Annotated in this window: 25 protein-coding genes and 1 tRNA gene; 7 read left to right on the top strand and 19 right to left on the bottom strand. The window is 66.1% G+C overall.

Translation table 11 applies throughout. From position 1 onward, the window contains the following. Window positions 1-13: 13 nt before the first annotated feature. Entirely contained in the window at window positions 14-1213 is a 1200-nt protein-coding gene (locus ACOGI7_RS03775; RefSeq protein ID WP_419850589.1) for an amidohydrolase family protein, read from the bottom strand. Between the two features lie 85 nt (window positions 1214-1298). On the opposite strand from ACOGI7_RS03775, the gene ACOGI7_RS03770 reads away from it, so the two are divergent. Beyond that, a complete protein-coding gene (locus ACOGI7_RS03770) occupies window positions 1299-2120 on the top strand; it encodes an enoyl-CoA hydratase-related protein (protein WP_419850588.1) in 822 nt (273 codons plus the stop codon). Between the two features lie 21 nt (window positions 2121-2141). Here the strand turns inward: ACOGI7_RS03770 and ACOGI7_RS03765 are convergent, their stop codons facing one another. The 3 genes from ACOGI7_RS03765 to ACOGI7_RS03755 all read right to left on the bottom strand — a co-directional run bounded on the left by ACOGI7_RS03765 (window position 2142) and on the right by ACOGI7_RS03755 (window position 3924). Further along, window positions 2142-2447 (bottom strand): type II toxin-antitoxin system PemK/MazF family toxin, encoded by a 306-nt coding sequence (locus ACOGI7_RS03765; protein WP_419850587.1) that lies wholly within the window; start codon window positions 2445-2447, stop codon window positions 2142-2144. Continuing rightward, on the bottom strand, window positions 2434-2697 hold the full coding sequence (locus ACOGI7_RS03760) for an antitoxin (protein ID WP_419850586.1): 264 nt from the start codon (window positions 2695-2697) through the stop codon (window positions 2434-2436). Before ACOGI7_RS03760 ends, ACOGI7_RS03765 begins: the two co-directional genes overlap by 14 nt. 81 nt (window positions 2698-2778) lie before the next feature. After that, on the bottom strand, window positions 2779-3924 hold the full coding sequence (locus tag ACOGI7_RS03755; protein ID WP_419850585.1) for an aromatic ring-hydroxylating oxygenase subunit alpha: 1146 nt from the start codon (window positions 3922-3924) through the stop codon (window positions 2779-2781). Window positions 3925-4001: 77 nt separating this feature from the next. On the opposite strand from ACOGI7_RS03755, the gene ACOGI7_RS03750 reads away from it, so the two are divergent. The 4 genes from ACOGI7_RS03750 (at window position 4002) to ACOGI7_RS03735 (ending at window position 6789) form a co-directional block, all read left to right on the top strand. Beyond that, window positions 4002-4811: a hypothetical protein gene (locus tag ACOGI7_RS03750; protein WP_419850584.1), complete on the top strand. Its 810-nt coding sequence runs from the start codon at window positions 4002-4004 to the stop codon at window positions 4809-4811. Further along, the gene (locus tag ACOGI7_RS03745) at window positions 4804-5565 is read left to right on the top strand and encodes an SDR family NAD(P)-dependent oxidoreductase (RefSeq protein WP_419850583.1); all 762 of its coding nucleotides are present in this window, start codon (window positions 4804-4806) and stop codon (window positions 5563-5565) included. The genes ACOGI7_RS03750 and ACOGI7_RS03745 overlap by 8 nt, the downstream gene beginning before the upstream one ends. 67 nt (window positions 5566-5632) lie before the next feature. Next, complete coding sequence (gene rpe, locus ACOGI7_RS03740) at window positions 5633-6304, top strand: ribulose-phosphate 3-epimerase (protein ID WP_419850582.1); 672 nt, start codon at window positions 5633-5635, stop codon at window positions 6302-6304. 2 nt (window positions 6305-6306) lie between these two features. Then, the gene (locus ACOGI7_RS03735) at window positions 6307-6789 is read left to right on the top strand and encodes a hypothetical protein (RefSeq protein WP_419850581.1); all 483 of its coding nucleotides are present in this window, start codon (window positions 6307-6309) and stop codon (window positions 6787-6789) included. A 30-nt stretch (window positions 6790-6819) separates the two neighbouring features. Here ACOGI7_RS03735 and ACOGI7_RS03730 read toward each other — a convergent pair whose 3' ends face one another. The 15 genes from ACOGI7_RS03730 to ACOGI7_RS03660 form a co-directional block, all read right to left on the bottom strand. Then, window positions 6820-7410: an ATP-dependent Clp protease proteolytic subunit gene (locus tag ACOGI7_RS03730; protein WP_419850580.1), complete on the bottom strand. Its 591-nt coding sequence runs from the start codon at window positions 7408-7410 to the stop codon at window positions 6820-6822. Between the two features lie 91 nt (window positions 7411-7501). Beyond that, window positions 7502-7586, bottom strand: a tRNA-Leu gene (locus ACOGI7_RS03725). 19 nt (window positions 7587-7605) lie between these two features. Beyond that, on the bottom strand, window positions 7606-8169 hold the full coding sequence (gene rdgB, locus ACOGI7_RS03720) for an RdgB/HAM1 family non-canonical purine NTP pyrophosphatase (protein ID WP_419850579.1): 564 nt from the start codon (window positions 8167-8169) through the stop codon (window positions 7606-7608). 29 nt (window positions 8170-8198) lie between these two features. Further along, window positions 8199-8930, bottom strand: a complete 732-nt coding sequence (gene rph, locus ACOGI7_RS03715) for a ribonuclease PH (RefSeq protein WP_419850578.1) — start codon at window positions 8928-8930, stop codon at window positions 8199-8201. A gap of 204 nt (window positions 8931-9134) precedes the next feature. Next, window positions 9135-10085, bottom strand: a complete 951-nt coding sequence (locus tag ACOGI7_RS03710) for a PLP-dependent cysteine synthase family protein (protein WP_419850577.1) — start codon at window positions 10083-10085, stop codon at window positions 9135-9137. Between the two features lie 22 nt (window positions 10086-10107). Further along, the gene (locus ACOGI7_RS03705) at window positions 10108-10524 is read right to left on the bottom strand and encodes a Mov34/MPN/PAD-1 family protein (protein WP_419850576.1); all 417 of its coding nucleotides are present in this window, start codon (window positions 10522-10524) and stop codon (window positions 10108-10110) included. A gap of 164 nt (window positions 10525-10688) precedes the next feature. After that, window positions 10689-11330 (bottom strand): protein-L-isoaspartate(D-aspartate) O-methyltransferase, encoded by a 642-nt coding sequence (locus tag ACOGI7_RS03700; RefSeq protein WP_419850575.1) that lies wholly within the window; start codon window positions 11328-11330, stop codon window positions 10689-10691. A gap of 52 nt (window positions 11331-11382) precedes the next feature. Further along, window positions 11383-11772 (bottom strand): hypothetical protein, encoded by a 390-nt coding sequence (locus ACOGI7_RS03695; protein ID WP_419850574.1) that lies wholly within the window; start codon window positions 11770-11772, stop codon window positions 11383-11385. 140 nt (window positions 11773-11912) lie between these two features. Next, window positions 11913-12995 carry an S-(hydroxymethyl)mycothiol dehydrogenase gene (locus tag ACOGI7_RS03690; RefSeq protein ID WP_419850573.1) on the bottom strand — a complete coding sequence of 361 codons (1083 nt, stop codon included), beginning with the start codon at window positions 12993-12995 and terminating at the stop codon, window positions 11913-11915. 100 nt (window positions 12996-13095) lie between these two features. Next, window positions 13096-13986 carry a cell division protein FtsX gene (locus tag ACOGI7_RS03685; RefSeq protein WP_419850572.1) on the bottom strand — a complete coding sequence of 297 codons (891 nt, stop codon included), beginning with the start codon at window positions 13984-13986 and terminating at the stop codon, window positions 13096-13098. Window positions 13987-14039: 53 nt separating this feature from the next. After that, entirely contained in the window at window positions 14040-14717 is a 678-nt protein-coding gene (gene ftsE, locus ACOGI7_RS03680; RefSeq protein WP_419850571.1) for a cell division ATP-binding protein FtsE, read from the bottom strand. 124 nt (window positions 14718-14841) lie between these two features. Further along, on the bottom strand, window positions 14842-15942 hold the full coding sequence (gene prfB / locus ACOGI7_RS03675; RefSeq protein WP_419850570.1) for a peptide chain release factor 2: 1101 nt from the start codon (window positions 15940-15942) through the stop codon (window positions 14842-14844). 22 nt (window positions 15943-15964) lie between these two features. Next, the gene (gene secA / locus ACOGI7_RS03670; RefSeq protein ID WP_419850569.1) at window positions 15965-18691 is read right to left on the bottom strand and encodes a preprotein translocase subunit SecA; all 2727 of its coding nucleotides are present in this window, start codon (window positions 18689-18691) and stop codon (window positions 15965-15967) included. A 105-nt stretch (window positions 18692-18796) separates the two neighbouring features. Beyond that, on the bottom strand, window positions 18797-19129 hold the full coding sequence (gene hpf, locus ACOGI7_RS03665) for a ribosome hibernation-promoting factor, HPF/YfiA family (protein ID WP_419850568.1): 333 nt from the start codon (window positions 19127-19129) through the stop codon (window positions 18797-18799). After that, a complete protein-coding gene (locus tag ACOGI7_RS03660) occupies window positions 19120-19794 on the bottom strand; it encodes a ComF family protein (RefSeq protein WP_419850567.1) in 675 nt (224 codons plus the stop codon). The genes hpf and ACOGI7_RS03660 overlap by 10 nt, the downstream gene beginning before the upstream one ends. 180 nt (window positions 19795-19974) lie before the next feature. Between ACOGI7_RS03660 and ACOGI7_RS03655 the strand changes: the two genes are divergently transcribed. Both ACOGI7_RS03655 and ACOGI7_RS03650 read left to right on the top strand, forming a co-directional pair. Continuing rightward, window positions 19975-20862: an HlyD family efflux transporter periplasmic adaptor subunit gene (locus tag ACOGI7_RS03655; protein WP_419850566.1), complete on the top strand. Its 888-nt coding sequence runs from the start codon at window positions 19975-19977 to the stop codon at window positions 20860-20862. A gap of 41 nt (window positions 20863-20903) precedes the next feature. Beyond that, window positions 20904-23093, top strand: a complete 2190-nt coding sequence (locus ACOGI7_RS03650) for an NHLP family bacteriocin export ABC transporter peptidase/permease/ATPase subunit (protein ID WP_419850565.1) — start codon at window positions 20904-20906, stop codon at window positions 23091-23093. Window positions 23094-23098 lie beyond the last annotated feature (5 nt).

Below are 23098 nucleotides of genomic sequence, written 5' to 3'. Positions count from 1 at the left end.
GCGCGGGTTGGCGTCAGGCCGGCTGGAGCTGGTTCAGCTCGGTGACGTTGTCGAGGAGGATCTTCTTCTTGGTGGCGTCGTCGAAGCCCTTGTCCTTGAGCTCCACCAGGTAGTCGAGCGGCTGGGGCATGCCCTCGATGTGGGGCCAGTCGCTGCCGAAGATCACCCGGTCGGGACCCATGTAGTGGACCACCTCGGCCACGTCGTCCTCCCAGAAGGGGTTGATCCACACGTGCTGGCGGAACAGCTCGGAGGGATCCTCCTTGAACCAGCCGATGCTCTTGTGGGTGGCCTGGCCCAGCTTGCGGAACATGTCGCCCAGGAACTGCGATCCGTTCTCCACCGAGGCGATCCGCAGGTTGGTGAACCGCTCGAACAGCTTCTCCAGCGCCAGCGTGATCAGGTAGTCGTAGGCGGCCCGCTCGATGTTGTAGGCCTTGATGCTGGGCTTGTACTTGCGCTCCTTGCCCACTCCCGCCGAGGCGAATCCGTCCACGTCGTAGCCGTGGGTGGTGTAGCCGCTGTCGCCGGCGTGGACCACCGCGCAGATGCCCGACTCGTTCACCCGGGCCCAGAACGGGTCGAAGTGCTCGTCGGCCGGCGACATGAACCCCTCGGTGGTCCACACTGCCGCGGGGCGCATCACGATGGTGCGGGCACCCTTGTCGAGGGCCCACTCCAACTCCTGGCAAGCCCAGTCCACGTCACCCAGGGCGATGTAGGGGGCGGCGTAGATGGTGTCGCGGTAGGCGAACCCCCACTGCTCGTCGAGCCAGCGGTTGAACCCGCCGAACAGGGCGCACACCGCTTCGATGTCCTCTTTGACGAGCTCCTCGTACAGCACCCCCAGCGTGGGGAACAGCCACACCGACTGGAGCCCCTGCTGGTACACCTTGTCGACCCGGGCATCCCGGTCGTCCACGTAGTAGCGGGGAAGCTTCTCCCGCTTGCTCAGCATCTCGGTGGGGTTGCGGCCCTCGGGGTTGCCCCGGAAGTAGTCGTGCATGGCGCCGGGCAGGGCGATGGGATCCCAAGTGGGGTTCACCACCGCATGGCTGATCTTGCCGCCCACCAGGTGGTAGCGGCGGCCGTTCACCTCGGCCCACTGCACGCAGCGGGGGTGCATGGCTGGGTCCACATGGCGGGTGAAGGCGTCCACCGCCTCGTAGTAGTGGTTGTCGCAGTCGAAGGGGATGTAGCCGAGATCGTCCACGAAACCAGGCTACTGCCGGGTGGTTGGCGGTGCCTTCTTGGACGCCGGGTCCCCGCCTGCCAGCAGGCGCGCTACCGTCGGCCCCGTGCCAGAAGCCCCAGAGACCGAGCCCGCCATCCTCGCCGAGGACCGGGAGCGGGTCCGCTACATCACTCTCAACCGCCCTGAGCGGCGCAACGCCCTGACCATGGCCCAGCTCGGCCAACTCTTCGACAAGCTGGCTGAGGCCGACGCCGCCTCTGACATCGGCGCCATCGTGATCCAGGGCGCCGGAGACGCGTTCTGCTCCGGGATTGACCTCGACCCCGACGAGATCGACCTGGACTACGACTCCCGGTCCTTCGAGCAGGAGCTGGCCCTGGTGGAGCCGTTCCGGCGGTTCGAGGAGATGTGGCGGCTGCGAACCCCGATTATCGCCTCAGTCCACGGCTATTGCCTGGCGGTGGGCACCGACATCGCCTTCCACGCCGACATGACCGTCTGTGCCGAGGACGCCCAGTTCGGCTACCCCATCGTGCGGTCGATGGCCTCGCCTTCCACCCACATGTGGACCTACCTGGCCGGCCCCCAATGGGCCAAGCGCCTCCTGCTCACCGGCGACATGATCGACGGCATCACCGCAGCCAAAGCCGGTTTCGTGCTAGAGGCCGTGCCCGTCGACAAATTGGCCAACCACACCCACGCCCTAGCCCGCCGAGTGGCAACAGTGCCCAACGACATCTCCGCCGCCAACAAGGCCATCTGCAACAAGGTCCTCGAGCTGATGGGCTACACCGCCGCCCAAGAAGCAGCCCGCGAGCACAACGTGATCGCCCACCAGTCCCCCGCCGCCCAAGAATTCGGCCAAATCATAAGAACCGAGGGCTTCAAAGCCGCCCGAGCCTGGCAAGCCGAACAATTCGGCTAGCGGCGACGGGCAATGCCTCCGCTAGCAACCAGTGGCGGCTTTGAGGGCTTGGCAGGCCTCGTTCATGCGGGCGGGGGTGAGCTTGGTGACCCGGCGTCGGAAGGCGTGGCGCCGAACGGTGTGAATGTTGTCAAAGCTGACGACGCTCTCGACGGGGACACCGTCGTCAACAGACAGGGGGAACTCAGAGGCAATGCCCCGGATCGTGCGGGTGAGCTCAGCAGCAACCACACCTCCGATGCGAGCTGCGACCGGATCGCGTGTGAGAACGAGCACCGGGCGGTCGCCGTTTGGGGTCTCGGCGAACCAGATCTCACCCCTTTGCATCGAGCCACTCAATCCAGTCAGACCAGTCTTCGGCCGGGAGCCAATACTGGACGTCATCGAATGCCGAGAGTTCCTCTTCGGTGAGTGGCATCTTCTCGTAGATCTCGGCATCCCGCTCGGCCAGGATGGCGTTGATGTGGCGGCGCAGCGCCTCGCGGTACAGCTCGGAGAGGGCAACGCCGATGTAATCTGCACATTCTTTGGCTCTTGCCGCCTCTTCTGGAGGCACCCGGAAGCTAAGCATCGTCATACACTTAGAGCTTAGAGTATGACACTAGGAGACACAAGCCCCTTCTTCCCCTCATCAGGGCTTTTGCCCCACTCTGGCTTGTCAGTTCCCGCTCTCGAGCAGCTCGTCTAGCGCCTTATGGAAGTGGATTAGGGCTACTTCGTGGCGGCCTACGAGGGTTTCGTTGACCAGGCCTGAGGCTAAGGACTGCTGGATCTTGACGGCTTGGGGGAAGTCTTCGCCGGCGCCGACTCGCTGGTGCAGCTCCAGGGTGCGCTCGTAGTGGGGGCGGGTTTGTTCTGTGACGGGCTCGGGGGTGTAGAGGGTCATGGTGACGTTGGTTTGGTCGACGGCGGTGGGCAGGAACTGGTACACCGCGAAGTGGTCCACGCTGTGGCTCAAGATGACGTTGGGGGCGATGAGATATTCCACGGTGGCCCGGCTGAGCAGGTCCCAGTCGTCCTCGGGGGCCTCGGCCAGCTCCAGGATCGACTTCTGGCAGGTTTGGAACCGCAGGTTGGGGCCGTAGCCCCGGTAGGTCATGGGCTGGGACAAGTAGTACTTGCCCACTGTGGTGCGGTGCAGCGAGAACACGTGGTACGACTCCAAGAACGTGTCCACCAGCAGCTTCCAGTTGCAAGGCCAACTCGACTCCCACCGGTCGAACGGGAGGTAGCCGCCCACATTGAAATCATCGAGGTCGAACGCGGCCTCGCCGATGAGGCTGTCGGCGTCTGCCGGTTCGTCGCCTTCGGGTCGAACGAACACCAGGCCGTGGGCCTCTCCCACCGGCACTGGCACCAGGCCGAGGTCCGACTCGTCGGTCCCGTCGAACCCCTCCCCCGCCTGGGGGCGGGCCAACAGCGTTCCGTCCAGCCGATAGGTCCACGCGTGAAACGGACACCGCAGCGACGCTGCTCCCGATCCGCACCCGCTCACCACCGACGAGGCCCGGTGGCGGCACACGTTGCGGAATCCCCGCAGCACCCCGTCGTCGTCCCGCACCACTGCCACCGGCACTCCGCCCACGGTGAGAGACACATAGTCACCTGGCGAGGCCACCGCCCCCGACAGGCAGGCCACCACCGGGCGACGGCGGAACAGCGCCTCCCGCTCGGCCTGCCAATGGGGCTCGCTCACGTAGACATCAGCGGGCAGCACCAGCACGTCGTCGGCCAGCTGCGTGGTGCCCGCAGCATGGTGGGCCAACAGCTCCCGGATCAGCTCCACCTGGGTCGCGCGCCGCACAGGCAGAGCCTACGCCGGTAACGTCGGCGGATGATGAAGCCCTGGCTCATGAGCACGAGGCACCTCGGAGGCTCCCCGTGAACCGCGATCTGTACTTGTATGAGGTGGTCGACATCATCGGGCAGGGCCAGTACGACTACATGGAGCACCTCTGGCAAGACCCGGTACTGCGCATGCCGGAGATGTTCGGGCTCCAGGGCGCGTTCTACATCCTGGGCGCGGGCGGGGGGCGCTGGCCCCAGGTCATCAACATCTGGGACATCGGATCGGAGGGCTGGAAGGGCCTGGCCAAGAACCTCGACCGGCTCAACCTGAAGCGGCGCAAGGCGTTCTACGGCGACTGGTGGGACGAGGCCGCCCAGTGGCGCTCCGGCGGCTTCGACCGGTTGTGCGGAGGCGTGCCGGGAAGCCCCAGCACCGCCGAGATCGCCGAAACGGGCATCAAAGGCACGCTGTTCGTGAACGAGATCCTCACCGTGCGGCCGGGCACGCCGCTGGAGTTCCTGGCCGCGGTGGTCGAGGAGCGGGTACCCCTCATGGCCGACTACGGCCACCGCCCCACCGGCCTGTACGAGGTGCTCAACAACCAGCACGAGGTGGTGATGGTGTGGGCGGCCGACATCGCGTCCCACGTCACCTACCGCCAGAACCGCGACACCACCCGGGGCCTGTGCGACGAGGGCACCGCTGATCACCGCATCATCGCCTGGGAGCAGCGCTCCGCCGAGTATGTCACCGGCGGCGACACCCACTTGATGACTCCGCTGCCCCGCACGGTGTACGGCCCCGACGACTGGGAGGACGCCAGCCTGGAGAATTGGCTGGCTGCCCAAGAATCGGCTGATCAGGAAGCTTCTTCTCAGGGAGTTGGCGAGAGCGATGGATAGGTTCGACTTGACCGGAAAGGTGGCCATTGTCACCGGGGCCTCTCGGGGGATCGGCCACGCCCTGGCCCTGGGGCTGGCCGAGGCCGGGGCCAAAGTCGTGGCCGCCAGCCGCACGCTGGACGCCTGCCAGGCCCTGGCCGACCAGATCACCGCCGCAGGCGGCGAGGCAATGGCCGCCGAGCTGGACGTCGCCCAACTCGACCAGCATCAGCCGCTGCTCGAGGCCGTCATGGGCCGCTTCAGCCGCCTCGATGTGCTGGTGAACAACGCCGGGGTGCTGCGCCCCCACCTCACCACCCGGGTCACCCCCGAGGAGCTGGACGACATCTTGGCCGTCAATCTGAAAGGACCGCTGTTCTTGTCGCAGGCCGCACGCGACTACCTGGCCGCCGACGGGGGCGGGTCGATCATCAACATCGGCGCGTTGGGCGCCTTCCAGCCCATGGAGGGCATCGGCGCCTACTGCGCGGTCAAGGCGGCCATGGCCAACTGGACCACCACCATGGCCCGGGAGTGGGCCAGCGTGGGAGTACGGGTGAATCTTCTGGTTCCCGGCCCGGTGGCCACCGACATGATCCTGCCCCGTGATCCCGACGCCCGAGCCCGCTTCGAGGAAGAGGTGGCTGCCGAGACCATTTTCGGCCGCCTTGGCATCCCCGACGATCTGGTGGGCGCCGCTGTGTTCTTGGCCAGCGACGCCTCCGCGTTCATGAGCGGTCGCCCCGTGTTTGTCGACGGCGGAATGCTGCGCTGAGCAGCCCATTCAATTGCCCATCCAAAAGGTGCGCATCTCCCGCGCCGGCACCGGGTAGGGTCGGGCTATGGCCTCTGAGGTCTTGATCGCGCCTTCAGTGCTGCCCGCTGATTTCGCCCGTTTGGGCGAGGAGTGCATCGGCTTGGAGAAGGCCGGGGCCGACCGGATCCACTGGGATGTGATGGACGGCCGGTTCGTGCCCAACCTCACCTTCGGACCCGATGTGATCGCTTCGATCCGTCCTCTGGTGTCGCTGCCCTTCGAAGCCCACCTCATGGTGGAGGAGCCCCATGAGCTGGCGCCCCGCTACGCCGAAGCCGGTTGCGAGTTGCTCACCGTCCACGTCGAGGCCTGCCCTCATCTGCACCGCACGCTGGGGGCCATCCGAGAGCTGGGGATGGACGCCGGCGTGGCCCTCAATCCGGCCACCCCGGCCACCGCCGTGGCCCACGTGCTGAACCTGTGCCGACTGGTGCTGGTGATGACCGTCAACCCCGGTTGGGGCGGCCAGTCGTACATCGCGTCGATGGAGTCCAAGGTGGCCGAGGTGCGGGCGATGATCGATGAGGGCGGACACGACGTGGAGCTGGAGGTCGACGGCGGCATCGGCCGGTCCACCATCAGGGCCGCCGCCCAAGCCGGGGCTGGGGTGTTCGTGGCCGGCAGCGCGGTGTTCTCCCACGAGTTGGGGTTCGATCACGCCATCACCGAGTTGCGAGAAGCAGCCGCCCACTCCTGACTATGCGACAGCCGACTGCGGCTGCACTGGCGCTGCTCATTGGTGCCTCAATGCTGGGGGCTCTTGGTGTCAGCGCCTGTGGCGGCGACGATCAGCCCGACCTGCGCGTCTTCTGCGAGAGGCTGGAGATCGCTTTCGGGCCCGAGGGCGCGCTGGCCGCGGACTATTCCGACGATCCAAGCGGCGCGGAGGCGGTCATAAGCGAACTGGAGTCGATTCAACGGGTGGCACCCCTAGAGATCGAGCCGTCGCTGGCCGTCATCATCAACACCTCCAGCCTCATCATCGGAGCGTTCAGCGGCACCGAGACCGCCGGGCTAGACGCAGAGCAGCTTGCGGCAAGCGGGAAGGCCGCGGCCGAGCTGAACCGCTATTCGATCGAACAGTGCGGACTCGAACTGGACTGGGACAGTCCCGTCGTCTTCATCGACCCCGATAGGGCCGACAGGATTCCCGGCGAAGTGAACTTGAACGTCCCGGGCTGACCGAGGGCACAGAGAGAGACAGATATGGTCCTAGAGCATCTCGCCGCGCTTGACGATCACGTGGTCGATGATGCCGTACTGCTTGGCCTCTTCGGCGGTGAACCAGCGGTCGCGGTCGGAGTCGGCCTCCACCTGCTCCACTGATTGGCCGGTGTGGGTGGCAATGCGCTCGGCCAGCAGCGACTTCACGTAGGCGTGCTGCTCGGCCTGGATGGCGATGTCGGCTGCCTGGCCCCGAACGCCGCCCGAGGGCTGGTGCATCATGATCCGAGCATGGGGTAGCGCATAACGCTTGCCCGGAGCACCGGCGCACAGCAGGAACTGGCCCATCGAGGCACCCAATCCCATGCAGATGGTCCCCACGTCGGGGGTGATGAACTGCATTGTGTCGTAGATGGCCATGCCCGAGGTGACCGACCCGCCCGGCGAGTTGATGTAGAGCCAGATGTCCTTCTCGGAATCCTCGCCCTCCAGATAGAGGAGCTGGGCGGTGATGTAGTTGGCGATGTCGTCGTTCACGTCGGTTCCGAGAAACACGATTCGGTTCTTCAGAAGCCGGTTGTAGATCTCGAAAGCGCCGCGCTCGGGGCTGCCCGGCTCGAACAAAACGGGGTCGGTCATGGCCACAATCGTACCGGCTCGCTACGGCGTCTCGGCCACCCGATCATCCGTACAGATCTCGATGGGAAGGCGGGCCAAGTTCAGAAATATGTGCGCCAGGTGGGATTTGAACCCACACGGGCTTGCGCCCACAGGGACCTAAACCCTGCGCGTCTGCCAAATTCCGCCACTGGCGCGTAGCTCGATGGGGTCAGGCTACAGGCCCAATTGGGCGGCCAAAGACCGAAAAGCCCGGCCCCGGTGGGAGATTGCGTTCTTCTCGTCGGGCGACATCTCAGCGAATGTCCGCCCGTCTCCCCCGTCGGGGACGAACACCGGGTCGTAGCCGAAGCCCCCGTCTCCACGAGGCGCGGCGGCGATGACTCCCGACATCATGCCCTCGGCCAGCAGCTCGCGGCCGTCGGGGAAGACCACCACTGCCACCGTGCGGAATCGGGCTGACCGGTCGGCTGCCCCCTCAAGCTCGTCCAGCAGCCGGGCTCGGTTGTCGGCGTCATTGGCGTGCTCGCCGGCATAGCGGGCCGACCGCACTCCCGGCGCTCCTCCCAGAGCGGCCACCTCCAGGCCGGTGTCGTCGGCGACCGCGGGCTGTCCGGCGTGCCCGCACACCGCGTCAGCTTTCAGCCGGGCGTTGGCCTCCAGGGTGTCGCCGTCCTCAACCACTTCGCCCAGATCGACGGGACGGGAAAGCAACTCAACCGCCGATCCCAAGATGGCGGCGATCTCTTTCAGCTTGTGGGGGTTGGCAGTGGCCGCCACCAATCGCGGTCGCTCACCTGAGGCGAAGCTCAACGGGGCGGGGGCGGGTCGGCCAGCAACTCGTTTTGCCGCTTGATGATCTGCTCGATCCCAGAAGTGGCCAAGTCCAACAGCGCATCAAGCTGATCCCGACCGAACGGCTGGCCCTCGGCGGTGCCCTGCACCTCCACAAAGCGGCCCGATTCGGTCATCACAACGTTCATGTCCACTTCGGCGGACACGTCCTCCTTGTAGGGCAGATCGAGCGATGGCGTTCCGTCGATGACTCCGACGGACACCGCGGCGCACGCCTCGATCATCGGGTGCTGTTCGATCTGGCCTGCGATCACCAGTCGGGTGAGGGCATCGTGCAGGGCGACATAGGCACCGCTGATGGCGGCAGTACGGGTGCCGCCGTCGGCTTGCAGCACGTCGCAGTCGCAGATCACCTGGCGCTCGCCGAGCTTGGCGGCATCGGTCACCGCTCGCAGGGAGCGGCCGATCAAGCGCTGGATCTCCTGGGTGCGGCCCGACTGGCGGCCCCGGGCTGCTTCCCGGTTGACCCGCTCCGGCGACGATCCCGGGAGCATGGAGTACTCGGCGGTGACCCAGCCCGTTCCCCGCCCCCTCATCCAGCGGGGAACATCCGGATCCACCGACGCAGTACACAGAACCTGGGTGCGCCCGAATGAGACCAGCACCGAGCCGTCGGCCATCTCGGTGAAGTCTCGCTCAAAACTGATCGGCCGCAGTTCGTCCGCCGCCCGTCCGTCGCTTCTCATCGTTGATCTGCTCTCATACCTCGTACCTCTGGTCCTGTAAGAGGAACGGCCTCGACTCTGGCGGGATGAGTCGAGGCCGTTCGGCTGGAGCTGTGCTCCAGCGTGGTGGTGTGGTTTGGGTATGGGAATCCTAGCAGCGCGGGGTGCTTATAGCACATCAAGGACCACAAAACCCGTCCAAGTGGGGATTTTTTCACCTGGAGTTCAGAAATAGATGATCGACTCGGCTCGAGCTGTTACTTGGTCGATCGGGTCGGTCCATGCCCCAGTGGACAGGTACTTCCAGCCGCCGTCGGCCGACACCACGACAATCGCGCCCTCGTCAGTCCGCTCGGCCACTCGCGCTGTCCCGGCCAGTGCTGCGCCGGTGGAGATCCCGGCGAAGATGCCGGCCTCCTCGGCCAGCCGCCGGGTCCACTCGATCGACTCGCGAGGCCGCACGATGCGCTTGCCGTCCAAGAGCTGGTCGCCGCCCCATTTCTCATACACCGGGGGGATGAACCCGTCGTCCAAGCTGCGCAGGCCGTCCACCATCTCCCCTGCGGGGGGCTCCACCGCCAGCACCTGCACTGAGGGTTTGCGCTCCTTGAGATAGGCGCCCACCCCCATCAAGGTGCCGCTGGTGCCCAGTCCCGACACGAAGTGGGTGATCTCAGGGCAGTCGGCGTAGATCTCCGGGCCGGTGGTGTTGTAGTGGGCCCGGGGGTTGGCCTCGTTGCCGTACTGGTAGAGAAACGCCCAATCCGGGTTTTCGTCGGCCAGCCGCTGGGCCATGCGTACAGCCCCGTTGGACCCCTCGGCGCCCGGCGACCAGATGATCTCGGCCCCGAACACTTCCAGCAACTGACGGCGCTCGGCCGAGACGTTCTCGGGCATGACGATCTTGATGGGATAGCCCCGGAGCCGGGCGATCATGGCCAAGGCGATCCCGGTGTTGCCCGACGACGGCTCGATGATTGTGCGACCCGGTTCCAGGGTCCCGTCGGCCTCGGCTTCGAGGATCATCTCGCGGGCTACCCGGTCTTTGACCGACCCCGCCGGGTTTACCCCTTCGAGCTTGACGTGGATGGCCACCGACGGGTTCGGCGACAGCGCGCTGACGTCGACCATCGGGGTGTTCCCGATCAGATCGATCACCGATTTGTGTGCGGCCACGGGCCTCAGATTACCCGGATGCCTACCCCCCGACGGCCACCGGTTCTTCGGTTATCTCTCCGTCGAGAATGCGGTAGCACCGCAGCGCAGGCTCGGGGTCCTTCAACGACACGATCACATAGAGCAGCGCCCCGAAGGGGTCGAAGGCCGAGGCGTCACGCACATCAGTCGGCGACGGATAGGCCGTGGTGTGGGTGTGAGAGTGCATCACCGCCACCAGCGTTAGGCCCTCGTCATCCGCAGTCCGCTCCACTTGGAGGTATTCGGCGTCATCCAGTCGGTAGATCTGGCTCGACTCCGCCGCATTGCGCACCGGAAAGAACCGATCGACCACCTCTCCCCCCGCCGGAGCAGCCAGCAGCCCACAAGCCTCATTCGGCAGCCCCGCCAGCGCATGGGCGATGACCTCCGAATAAACCCCCCCACTCAACCGCAGCACCCGCCCACCCTACCCGCCCCTGGGGCGGCTCAGTTTGTCTCTGGAATCAGGGCGGCCGGAGGTGGAGGGGTTGGCTGGTGTCTAGCCGGCTCCACTCCGACGGCACCCGCTACACCAAGCTGGGCAATTGGCCGCTGGAAGAAGCAGGCTGAACAGGACCCCGCTCAAGAATCCTCGACGAGGGGGACGAACCTCACGGGGCAGAATCGCTCGGAGGTGGTCTCTTCGCCGGACCGTCGGACCAAAGTGAGGTTTTGGGAGAAGGAGGGCGGTCCGACGGGGATAACCAGTCGCCCGCCGTCGGCGAGCTGGTCGATGAGCGCCGAAGGGATGCTGGGGGCTGCTGCGGTCACCACCACTGCGTCGTAGGGGGCGCCCGGCGGGTGGCCCTGCGATCCGTCGCCGCACACCACGGTGGCGTTGGCATACCCCAGATCGCCCAGAACCTTGGTCGCGGCATCGGCCAGCTTTCGGTGGCGCTCTACGGAAACCACCGAGGCGCCCAGCTCGGCCAGCACTGCGGCGCCGTAGCCCGAACCGGTTCCCACTTCCAGCACCCGATGGTCCGGTTCGATGGCCGCGGCCTCGGCCATGAGGGCCACGATGTAGGGCTGGGAGATGGTCTGGCCCGCCGAAATGGGCAGCGGATGGTCTTTGTAGGCGTCTTTGGCCAGCGTCCGGGACACGAACCGGTGGCGGGGAACCGATCTCATGGCGACCAGAACCCGCGGGTCGCAAACCCCCCGCCCCTCGATCTGGCGGCGCACCATAGCCAGCCGTCGATCTCGGTGCCGGTCTTCGGCCATGCCCAATGATGCTTCAACCGCCCCTCTTCAGGGGCGGAAAATGCTCTTGGCCCTACCTTGCCGCCGGAAAGGCGCTCGTCTCGTCGAACAGCGCCTGGAGGGAGTCGGCGTCGCTGGTGAAGCCTCGCTCATGCTCGGCGGCGGTGTCCCACGGCGGCACCGGAGCCCACCACGGGGGCATCTCAGAGCCGCCGTCCCCGGCCTCATCAGGGATGAAGGCCAGACACCACTGCCAGGAGCCCCTTTCTTGGCCATCGCCGTCTTCGGGATGGCCTCCAGGGGGAACGAGGGCATAGGTAAAGCCTGGTCCGGGTCCCGATTTCTCTGTGTACCGGGGCCCGGGCCGGCGGGAGTGCGGCAGCCGGGCGGCGACAAACGGCAATGCCAAAAGCAACAGCACGATGATCGAAGTCACAATCGTGGTCAGGTTTAGTCCAGGCATGTCGGGTGCCTCCGTCGAGAGCAGACTCGATAGTCGACTCAAGTCACATAGGCCCCATTAGCCCCACCCGCAACAGAAAAGGGTAGCGACCGCCCCCCGGCAGGGTCAAAAGAAATTTTGCGCCATCAAGCCCGAGGGCCTCAGATCACGACCACCGACCGGAGCACATCTCCCCGCTCCATGGCGTGAAACGCCTCCTCAACGTCTTCCAGCGATATGGTCTCGGACACGAACCGCTCCAGGTTCAGCCGACCCTGGAGGTGCAGGTCGATCAGCATGGGGAAGTCCCGAGACGGCAGGCAATCGCCGTACCACGACGACTTGAGGACACCCCCCCGCCCGAACACCTCGATCATGGGCAGCTCGATCTTCATCTCGGGGTTGGGCACTCCCACGAGCACCACCGTCCCGGCCAGATCCCGGGCGTAGAAAGCCTGCTCGTAGGTTTGGGGCAGGCCGATGGCCTCAATGGCCACGTCTACCCCGTTCCCGCCGGTCAACTCCCGGATCCGCTCCACCGGATCCTCACGGGTGGAGTTGATGGTGTGGGTGGCGCCGAACTCTCGAGCCCATTCCAGCTTGGTGTCGTCGATGTCCACTCCGATGATCGTGTGGGCGCCGGCCAGACGCGATCCCTCGATAGCCGCATCACCGACCCCGCCGCAGCCGAAGACGGCTACCGAGTCGCCCCGGCCGACCCCGCCGGTGTTCATGGCTGCGCCCAGCCCGGCCATGACTCCACAGCCGATCAGCCCAGCCACCTCGGGGCGGGCCTCGGGATTGACCTTGGTGGCCTGGCCCGCCGCCACCAGCGTCTTCTCAGCGAAGGCCCCGATGCCCAGCGCCGGCGAAAGCTCCTGGCCGTTCAACGTCATCTTCTGGGTGGCGTTGTGGGTGGCAAAGCAGTACCACGGGCGACCCCGCAAACATGAGCGGCAACTGCCGCACACCGCTCGCCAGTTGAGGACCACGAAGTCGCCGGGGGCCACGTTGGTCACGCCGTTGCCCACCGACTCCACCACTCCGGCGGCCTCATGGCCCAATAGGAAGGGGAACTCGTCGTTGATGGCCCCCTCCCGGTAATGCAGATCGGTGTGGCAGACACCGCAGGCCTGCACAGCCACCACGGCTTCGCCCGGCCCGGGATCGGGCACCTCGATGGTCTCGATGCTGACCGGCTCGCCCTTGGCCTTGGCGACTACGGCTCGAACCTGCTGGGCCATCTGCTGCTCCCTTCGCCCGGCCATCGGCCACCGCGGCCGCGACCATCTGCCGCGAACCTACTACGCCCTGCGAAATAGCCGCCGTTATGGCGGCCTGCCACTACGTGTCCAGGAAGCGGCTCACCGCGATGCCGGAGCCCACCGTGCCCACAATCGCGCCCAAACCCATCATCTGGAAGCCCACCGTCCACACTCGGGAAGAATCGACAACAAAATCTCTGAGCAGAGGTAACGACTCGCTATTGATGACACTGAAGAAGTCGTTGGTCACCCAAATCAGCGGTATGGCGATTGCCCCGCCAATGAGTCCCTGGATGAGACCCTCGAACATGAACGGCACCCGGATGAACCAGTTGGTCGCCCCCACCAGCTTCATCACCTCGATGTCCCGACGGCGGGAGAACAGCGCCATGCGGATGGTGTTCAAAATCAACACCGCGGCAGCCACCAACAGGATGATTGCGATGATGATCACCCGCTGGCTCAACCCATTGGACAGATCTTCGATCTGGCGGATGGTCTCGCTGGCCGTGACGACGGCGCGCACACCCGGCTGGGCGCGAAATGCCGCGGCCAACTCATCAACCTGTTCAGGCAGGGTGTCAACAGGCTTGACCCGAAACGATGCCGGCAGCCGCTCAGGGGTAATCACCTCCACGAACTCTGGAGAATCGCGAAATATGCCCTGAAACTCAGCGTAGGCTTCGTCTTTGTCGAAGTAGATGTATCCGCGGATTTCGGGGGACTCGTCCAATTGGCGGCGGATGTCGGCTTCCAACTCAGGGCTGATATCGGGGTCCACGAACACGATGAACTCCACACCGTCCTTCCAGCGGGCGGTGGCGTTGTCCACCGCATTGCCGAACAGCAGTGCCGCTCCGAGAAGCGTCAGCGAGATGGTGACGGTGATGACAGTGGCCAGCGTGAGGGTGATGTTGCGGCGGAAGTTGCTGGCCGTCTCCCGCAGGACATAGTCCAGCTTGAGGCTCATCGGCCACCGCCCGCCCGCCGGCCCCTGTCGCCGAGACCTCTCAAGACCATGGGCTATTCGTAGACGCCTCGGGACTGGTCCCGGACGATCTGGCCCCGGTCCAGCTCCACAACCCGGCGGCGCATCTTGTCGACAATGCTGCGGTCGTGGGTCGCCATAACCACGGTGGTGCCGGTGCGGTTGATGCGGTCGAGCAGCGTCATAATGCCCATCGAGGTGTTCGGGTCGAGGTTCCCGGTGGGCTCATCGGCCAGCAAGATCAGCGGCCGGTTCACAAACGCCCGGGCGATGGACACCCGCTGCTGCTCCCCGCCCGAAAGCTCATCGGGATAGTTGTGCATCTTCTTGGACAGGCCCACCAGCTCCAAGATGGCCGGCACCTTCTCTTTGATCACGCCCCGAGGACGGCCGATCACCTCTAGCGCAAAGGCCACGTTCTGGACCACGGTCTTGTTGGGCAGAAGCTTGAAGTCCTGAAAGACGCAGCCGATATTGCGCCGCAGGAAGGGCACCTTCCAGCCGGGAAGCGCCCCGATGTCCTTGCCGGCCACATAGATCCGGCCTCGGTCGGGCTTCTCCTCTTTGTTGAGCAGACGCATGAACGTCGACTTGCCCGATCCCGACGGCCCCACCAAGAAGACGAATTCCCCCCGCTGCACCTCGCAGGAGGCATTTTGAAGGGCGAGCACCTCGCCCTTGTACACCTTGGTGACGTTCTCCATTCTGATCATGCGATGTGGACTCCGAACTGCGGCCTCGGAGGAAAACCCGCGTTGGCGAGCCGGAAAGCTCGACCCACGCTACCACTGGCACCGGGCACCGATTGCGCACCCTCCGGCCGGAAGACGGCGGTGCTCAAGACATGCGCCTCCACCGCAAGTAGGCCTCGATGAGCTCGTCTAGGTCACCGGCCAGCACTGCTTCGACGTTGCCGATGGTCACAGCGGTGCGGTCGTCCTTGACCTGCTGGTACGGGTGCAGCACATAAGAGCGGATCTGGCTGCCCCACTCCGCCTTCTGGTAGTCGCCGGCCAGGCCGGCGATCTCGGCTTCCCGCTCGGCCCGTTTGAGGTCGGCCAGGCGGGCGGCCAGGATCTGCATGGCGCGGTCCTTGTTCTGGTGCTGGCTGCGCTCGTTCTGGCACGACACCACGACACCGGTGGGCAGATGGGTGATCCGCACCGCCGAGTCGGTCACGTTCACGTGCTGCCCGCCCGCGCCCGACGACCGGAAGGTGTCGATCCGCAGGTCTTTGTCCTCGATGTCCACCTCGTCGGACACCTCGTCGAAGAACGGCACCACTTTGAACTGGGCGAAGGCGGTGTGGCGGCGGGCGTCGGAGTCGAACGGGGAGATGCGCACCAGCCGGTGCACCCCTCGCTCGGACTGCAACAGGCCGTAGGCGTTGCGCCCCGAGATGGTGAAGTCGGCCGAGGAGATGCCCGCGCCCTGTCCCTCTGACACCGAGTCCACCTTGAAGTCGAAGCCGCGGCGCTCGGCCCACCCCTGGTACATCGCCAGCAGCATCTCGGCCCAGTCCTGGGCGTCGGTGCCCCCGGCGCCGCTGTGGAGCTCGCATACCGCGTCGGAGCTGTCGTGCTCGCCGCCCAGCAGCGACCGCAGCTCCAGGTCGTCCACCTTGGCCGCCAGGGACTCCAGCATCTGGGCTATCTCGGGAGTTTGCGATTCGTCGTCTTCCTCCACTGCCAGCTGGTGCAGCGTGTCGGCGTCGTCCAGCGCGGCCTCCAGTCCGGCGAACAGCTCCAAGTCCTCAACCAGCTCGGACAGCTCCCTGGTCACCTTGCGGGCCTGATCGGGGTCGTCCCACAGGCCGGGGGCCGCCGCAGCCTCCTCCAGCTTGGGGCGGCGGGCGATCAGGTCGTCGATGTGCAGGTAGCGCCGGGCTTCGTCCAGTTTGGATCGGAGCAGGGCGAGGTCGCCGGTGAAGTCGGGCACAGGGATTATTGGGAGTAGGCAGTCAGCGCCCGCAGCACTGCTTGAACTTGCGGCCCGACCCGCACGGACAGGGGGCGTTGCGCGGGGTTTTCTCGAATTCCGACTTGACCACCGGCGCCTTCGACCGGGGGGCCGACTCCTCCACCACCGCGGGAGCGGCCGATGTGCTGGCCAGGGCCGCCTGGGCGCCGGCCCGGGCCAGCGACGGCTGGGTGGACGGGTCGGCCGGGCCCGACTCGGTGACGTTGCTGGTGCCGGGTTCGTCGGCACCGGCCGGTGACTCCACGTTGATCTCCACGTGCATGATGTAGGTGACGAAGTCCCGAGCCACGCCGGCCATCATCTGGCCGAACATCTCGAACCCCTCCCGCTGCCACTCGGTCAGGGGGTCCTTCTGGCCGAGAGCCCGCAGGTTGATGCCCTCTTTGAGATAGTCCATCTCATAGAGGTGCTCGCGCCAGCGCTGGTCGATGATGCGCAGCATGATCTGGCGCTCCACCTCCCGCATGGCCTCGGTGCCGACCTGCTCCTCCCGCTGCTCGTAGTGGGCCACCGCCTCGCCCACCAGCAGGTCGTAGAGCTCATCGGTGGAGGCCGCGGCCCCCATCCGCTCGGCCCCCAGCTGGGATGGCCACAGCACCCGGATCTCGGTCTCGAGCTGCTCCAGCTCCCAGTCGGCGGGATCCTCCGACGTGCAGTGCCCGGTGATCACCGCGTCGACCGCTTCGCCCAAGTGCTCCAGGGCCTCCGCCCGCAGATCGCTGCCCGACAGAATCTGGGCCCGGCGCTTGTAGATCACCTTGCGCTGCTCGTTGAGCACCTCGTCGTACTTGAGCACGTTCTTGCGGGCCTCGGCGTTCTTCTGCTCCACCGTGCCCTGGGCCCGCTCGATGGCCTTGGTCACCATCTTGGCCTCGATCGGCACGTCCTCGGGCAGGGCCTTGTCCATCACCCAGTTCATGGCCCCGGTGGCGAAGATCCGCATGAGGTCGTCTTCGAGCGAGAGATAAAACCGGCTCTCGCCGGGGTCGCCCTGGCGGCCGGAGCGGCCCCGGAGCTGGTTGTCGATGCGGCGGCTGTCGTGGCGCTCGGTGCCCAGCACGTAGAGGCCGCCCAGCTCGCGCACCTTCTCCCCTTCGGCCCCGCACTCGGCCTCGTACTTCTCCAGCAGCTCGGCGGCCCGGGCCTGGCCCTGGTCGCTGGCGGGGTCGAGCCCCTCGGCGGCCACGTCGCGGCGGGCCATGGCCTCGGGGTTGCCCCCCAGCACGATGTCCACACCTCGTCCGGCCATGTTGGTGGCCACGGTGATGGCGTGCAGCCGACCGGCCTGGGCCACAATCTCGGCCTCCCGGAAGTGCTGTTTGGCGTTGAGCACCTCATGGGGGATGCCCCGCTTGTTCAAAACGTCGGCCAGCTTCTCGGAGTTCTCCACCGAGACCGTGCCCACCAGCACGGGCTGGCCCCGCTCATAGCGCTCCACCAGGTCTTCGACCAGGGCGTTGAACTTGCCGTCCTCGCTCTTGTAGATGAGGTCGCCCTCGTCGGCCCGGACCACCGGCAGGTTGGTGGGGATGGGCACCACATGCAGGCCATAGGTGCCGAACAGCTCGTTGGCCTCGCTCACCGCGGTGCCGGTCATGCCGGCCAGCTTGTCGTACAGCCGGAAGTAGTTCTGGAGGGTGATGGTGGCCAGCGTCTGATTCTCCTCTTTGATCTTCACCCCCTCTTTGGCCTCAACCGCCTGGTGCAGCCCCTCCGACCAGCGGCGGCCGTCCAGGATCCGCCCGGTGAACTCGTCGACGATCTTCACCTCGCCCCGCTGGATGATGTAGTCCTTGTCCCGGTGGTACAGCTCCTTGGCCCGCAGCGCGGCCTGGAGCTGGTGGACCAGATTGGCGCTGACCGAGTCGTAGAGGTTCTCCACCCCCAGCGCCCGCTCCACCGCATGCACCCCCTCCTCGGTGGGAGCCACGATGCGCTTCTCCTCATCCACGTCGTAGTGGACGTCGCGCCGCAGTCCCCGCACCACGCTGGCGAACTGGTAGTACGTCTTGGCCGCATCCGCCAGGCGTCCGCTGATGATGAGAGGGGTTCGGGCCTCGTCAATGAGGATGGAGTCGATCTCGTCCACGATGCAGTAGTTGTGGCCCCGCTGGACCCGGCGTTCGGCCGACATGGCCATGTTGTCCCGCAGATAGTCGAAGCCCATCTCGTTGTTGGTGCCATACGTGATGTCGCAGCCGTACTGCTCGCGCTTGAACTCCGAGCCCCGCTCGCCGGGCACCACCAGCCCGACCGACAGGCCCAACCACCGGTGGATAGCCCCCATCCAGTCGGCGTCTCGGGCAGCCAGGTAGTCGTTCACCGTCACCACGTGCACGCCCTTGCCGGCCAGGCCGTTCAGATACACCGGCAGCGTGGACACCAGGGTCTTGCCCTCGCCGGTTCGCATCTCGGCAGCCCAGCCGAAATGAAGGGCCGCGCCCCCCATCAGCTGTACGTCGTAGTGGCGCTGGCCGATAACCCGCCAAGCCGCCTCCCGCACCACGGCAAAGGCCTCTATGAGCAGGTCGTGAAGATCCTCGCCGTTCTCCAGGCGCTGGCGGAACTCCCCGGTGCGGGCCCGCAGGGCGTCGTCGGACAGCGCTTTGGTCTCGGGTTCGAGCGCGTTGATGTCGGGCACCAGGCTCTCCAGTGCCTTTAGCTTCTTGCCCTCACCGGTGTTCAGGATCTTGTTGAACACGCTCATGCCAGCCCCACTCTACCGCTGCGCTCCCGCCATCAAGTCAGCGGAGACAGCGCAGCATGCGCCGCCGATCGTCGGCAACCGTCGTGACGGAGGGTGGATTGTGGGCTAGCTTGCCCGGCGTTCCCGGGAGTGGTGCTGGCGGTCCATCCGCCGGGTCTTGGTGCGGCGGAGCTGGCGCTCCAGTTTGGTGATGGCCCGGTCCAAAGCCGCAAACGGCGTGGGGCCGTTGACCCGGCTGCGGATGTGATAGCCGTGGCCTTCCAGGGTGACCTCGCAGATGTCGGGCTCGGCGATTCGGGGGTTCTTCTCCTCGCTGAACCGAACTGTGGCGTGATCGATGCCCGACAGATAGCGGTCCAGCTTGCCCACCTTTGTTCGGGTGGTCTCCCCCAGTCTCTGCGACACCTGAATCCCGCTGCTGCTGATGGTCACATCCATGGCGGCTCCCTTTCGGCTGGGGTTGAGTTGTGGGTTCTCATGGTAGCCACACTGGAAAGCTGCTGGGCGGAAGACCGCGAGCTGGGCAACGGCGTGGCCCCGGCCACCACCCCGTCCACCCGCTCAGCACCCGCCCTGATCAGAGACTTGGCCGCGGCCTGAAGGGTCGCCCCAGTGGTGATCACATCGTCCACCACCAACACTGTGGCCGGAGGCGGGCGCCGGGATGAGAACTCCGGCGCACACGACCGCTGGCTGCGGCTCCGGCCGGTCTGGCCCGCAGCGTCAACCCTCTTCAGCAGGGAGACGGCGGGCAGGCCAACCTCTCGTCCAAGGGCTCGAGCCAACAGTTCGGCCTGATCGAACCCCCGACGACGGCGACGCTGCGCTGACGTTGGCGCCCAAGTCAACACCGCAGCAGGCAGCTCCGGAGGCAGCGCCGCGGCCATGGCCGACGCCAGCCACCTCACGCTTGACCGCTGGTTTCGGTACTTGAGCCGGGCCAAGAGCTCCCGGCCCGCACCTGCGTAGGCGAACGCAGCCCACAGCCCCGACAGGGGCTCCGGCGGGGGCATCTCTCCCACCGCCCGCATATCAGCCGTACACCGCCCACACGGCGACGGCCCCGGTCCTCCGCAACCAGCGCAAACCCGCACAAACAACATCGCCCCACACTAAGGACGACCAGTGACAATTGATCCCAGCGACAATTGATCTCTGGGCGTTCGAGAGACCGGCGAGGTGTTCTATCCACAGAAGACGTATTAGCCGGGATACTGCACCTCGACAGGACGTGTGTACCATGAATGAAATGCTGCTTGGCATGGGGCACCGAAGCAGGGGCTATGTCACCGCGTAAAAGTCTCTTCCGGCAAGAGGCATTCAAACGCCGGGGGCAGGCCGAGCCGATCGACGGCCTGCTACGAGTGACCGCACCCCACGAATGGGCAATCCTGGGCATCCTCGGCCTAGTCGTCATCGGCGTCATCGCCTGGGGCGTCTTCGGTCGAATAGAGCGCAGCCTCTCGGCCAATTGCATCTTGGCAACGCCAGGCGAACGCTTCCCGGTGGTCGCCGAGGCTGCGGGCACTGTTGTCGACGTATTGGTGGCCGCAGGCGACCCCGTCGCCGAGGGCCAGACCATCGCCCATGTCCGCACCCCCGATCTGGCCCACCATGCCGCCCTCGCCCGCACCCGGCTGGCCACCCTGGAGGCCACCGAGAACCCCGACCGAGACGATCTCGCCGCCGCCCACGCGGAGCTGCGGGGCCTCGAGGCCCTCCACGCCTCGGGCGAACCCGTCCTGAGTCCCTACACCGGCGAGTTGGTGTCGCATGCGCTCGTCCCCGGCAACCCCGTCGAAGCGGGCATCGACGTCGCGGTGATCCGCACAAGCGGCGGCAGCCAGCTCGAAGTGCTCGCGGTGCTCGAACCGGGTGACGCTCAGCGCCTTGACCACACCATGTCGGCGAGGATCTCGGCAGAATCGGGCGACAGCGCGGTCGATCACACCCTCGACGCCCAGATTCAACAGATCGCGCCGCGTGGCGCTGACCTCCCCCGCTGGCTTGCCTCGGTCGGAATCCCCATACCGGCAAGCGGCCGCCTTGTTCGCCTCGCCCTCACCGAGACGCCACCGCCCGGGCTCGCCGACGGCGATGCCTGCCGGGTCCGCATTGTGCTGGACCGGGAACGCCCGGTGCAGCTTCTCGCCTCTCTCAGGGACCACTGAGACAGACGAGTGGAGCAGGCAAGAGCGACGCGGGAGGTCTTTTGAAGCTGTTGGCGCGAAGACGCATCCGCACACCGCTCTTTCCCCAAATGGAAGCGGCCGAATGCGGCGCGGCCAGTCTTGGCGCCGTGCTCGCCCATCTCGGGCGCTGGGTGCCCATCGAGGAATTGCGAACAGCCTGTTGCGTCGGCCGCGACGGCTCCAGCGCCGCCGACATCGTGGCCGCGGGCGATCAGTACGGTCTGCGGGTCACCGGCTGGCGCAAAGAAGTCGCCGAGCTGCGAGACGAAGAACTCCCCGCCATCTTGTTCTGGGAGTTCAACCACTTTCTGGTTCTCGAGGGCTATGGCAAACAACGCAAAGGGGGGTTCTACCTCAACGACCCGGCCAACGGCCGCCGCTTCGTCGGCGAGGACGACTTCGACGCGGCTTTCACCGGCATTGTGCTGCGCGCCGAACCCACCCCGGAGTTCCGCACCGGCGGCGAGCCCCCGGGCATCCTCCGCAAGCTCTGGCCCTGGCTTCGAGGGGCCCGAGGCTCGCTGGCCTACGTGGTGCTGGCCGGGCTGCTGCTCGCCGTTCCGACATTGACCCTGCCCGTGCTGCTCAGCATATTCATCGACAACATCCTCTCCGGCACCGAGCGCTCCTGGGGTTCCCTGTTGGTCGCGGGCACCGCTGCGGCAGGCGTGTTCGCATACCTGTTGAACTGGCTCAAGTGGTTCACCCTGCGCAAGCTGACCGTCCAGCTCTCGGTGGTCAACGCCGAGCGCATGCTGTGGCGGCTCTTCCGGCTGCCCTCCCAGTACTTTGCCCATCGCTTCGCTGGCGACCTCACTACCCGTGTCCAGCTCGTCGACAGCGTCGCCTACAACTCGTCCCAGTACTTCGTGGCCATCATCATCGAACTGGTGATGAGCGCGCTGTTGCTCGGGCTCATGCTTTTCTTCGACGCGACCCTTGCGCTCATCGTGGCCGCCATCGGCCTGGCCAACGTCGGGGCAATGCGCCTCCTCAGCGCCCTACGCACCGACGAGAACCGACAGCTCCGGCGCGAGCAGGCCCAGTTGGCGGGGATCGGCGCCGCCGGCCTGCGCAACATCGACTCTTTGCGGGCCACCGCAACCGAAGACGACTTCTTCGTGCGATGGAGCGGATATCAGGCACGAGAGCTCACCGCCCGCCAGAAGTTCTCCGAACTCGGCTATGTGATCGGCGCCCTCCCCGGATTGTTCCTCCTTCTCGGCGGCATGGCTGTGCTCGGCTTCGGCGGCTGGCGCGTGATGTCGGGCGACATGACCATCGGGACCTTCATGGGGTTCTACATCCTCGCCAGCCACTTCTTGATCCCCATCGGCCGCTTCGTTCAGTTCGCCGACGTCTTCCAGATACTCGAGGCCGACCTCCAGCGAATCGACGACGTGCTCGATGCCCCCGAGGACCCCGCCCTCAAAGCCGACAACGGCTCAGGGCCGACCAGGGTCACCACTCTCGACGGGCGGCTGCGCCTTGCCGGGCGCATCGAACTGCGCGACATCACGTTCGGCTACCAGCGAAACCGCCAGCCGCTCATCGAGGGCTTCAGCCTCACCGTCCAGCCCGGCCAGCGCATCGCCGTCATCGGTCCCACTGGCTCGGGCAAGTCCACGCTGCTGCGCCTCATCAGCGGCGAGTACACGCCCCAATCCGGTGAGATCCTCTTCGACGGCGTCCCGGCCCGCGAGATACCCCGGAACGTCTTGACCGGCTCGGTCGCCGCGGTCGACCAGCAGATATTCCTCTTCGCCGCGTCGGTGCGCGACAACCTCACCATGTGGAATCCCACCGTCGGCGACCAGCAGATCGTCGACGCGGCCAAGGACGCTCTCATCCACGACGAGATCATGAACCGCACCCTGGGCTACGACTCCCCCGTGGAGGAGGGTGGCCGCAACTTCAGCGGCGGCCAGCGCCAGCGCCTCGAGATCGCACGCGCTCTGGTCAACAATCCCTCCGTGCTGTTCCTCGACGAAGCCAGCAGCACCCTCGACGCAGTGACCGAGGAGCGCATCGACGACGCCCTGCGCCGCCGCGGCTGCACCTGCCTCATCGTCGCCCACCGCCTCAGCACCATCCGCGATTGCGACCAGATCATCGTCCTCGATCGCGGACGCGAAGTTCAGCGCGGCACCCACACCGAATTGATCGACGATGCCGACGGGCTCTACAGCCAGCTCCTGGCCGCGCACTGAGCCAT

It is taken from the genome of Candidatus Poriferisocius sp., from assembly GCF_965204145.1.
Classification (GTDB): domain Bacteria; phylum Actinomycetota; class Acidimicrobiia; order Acidimicrobiales; family Bin134; genus Poriferisocius.
The sequence above is the reverse complement of the archived record's forward strand: the minus strand, read 5'-3'. Positions and strand labels throughout refer to the sequence as shown.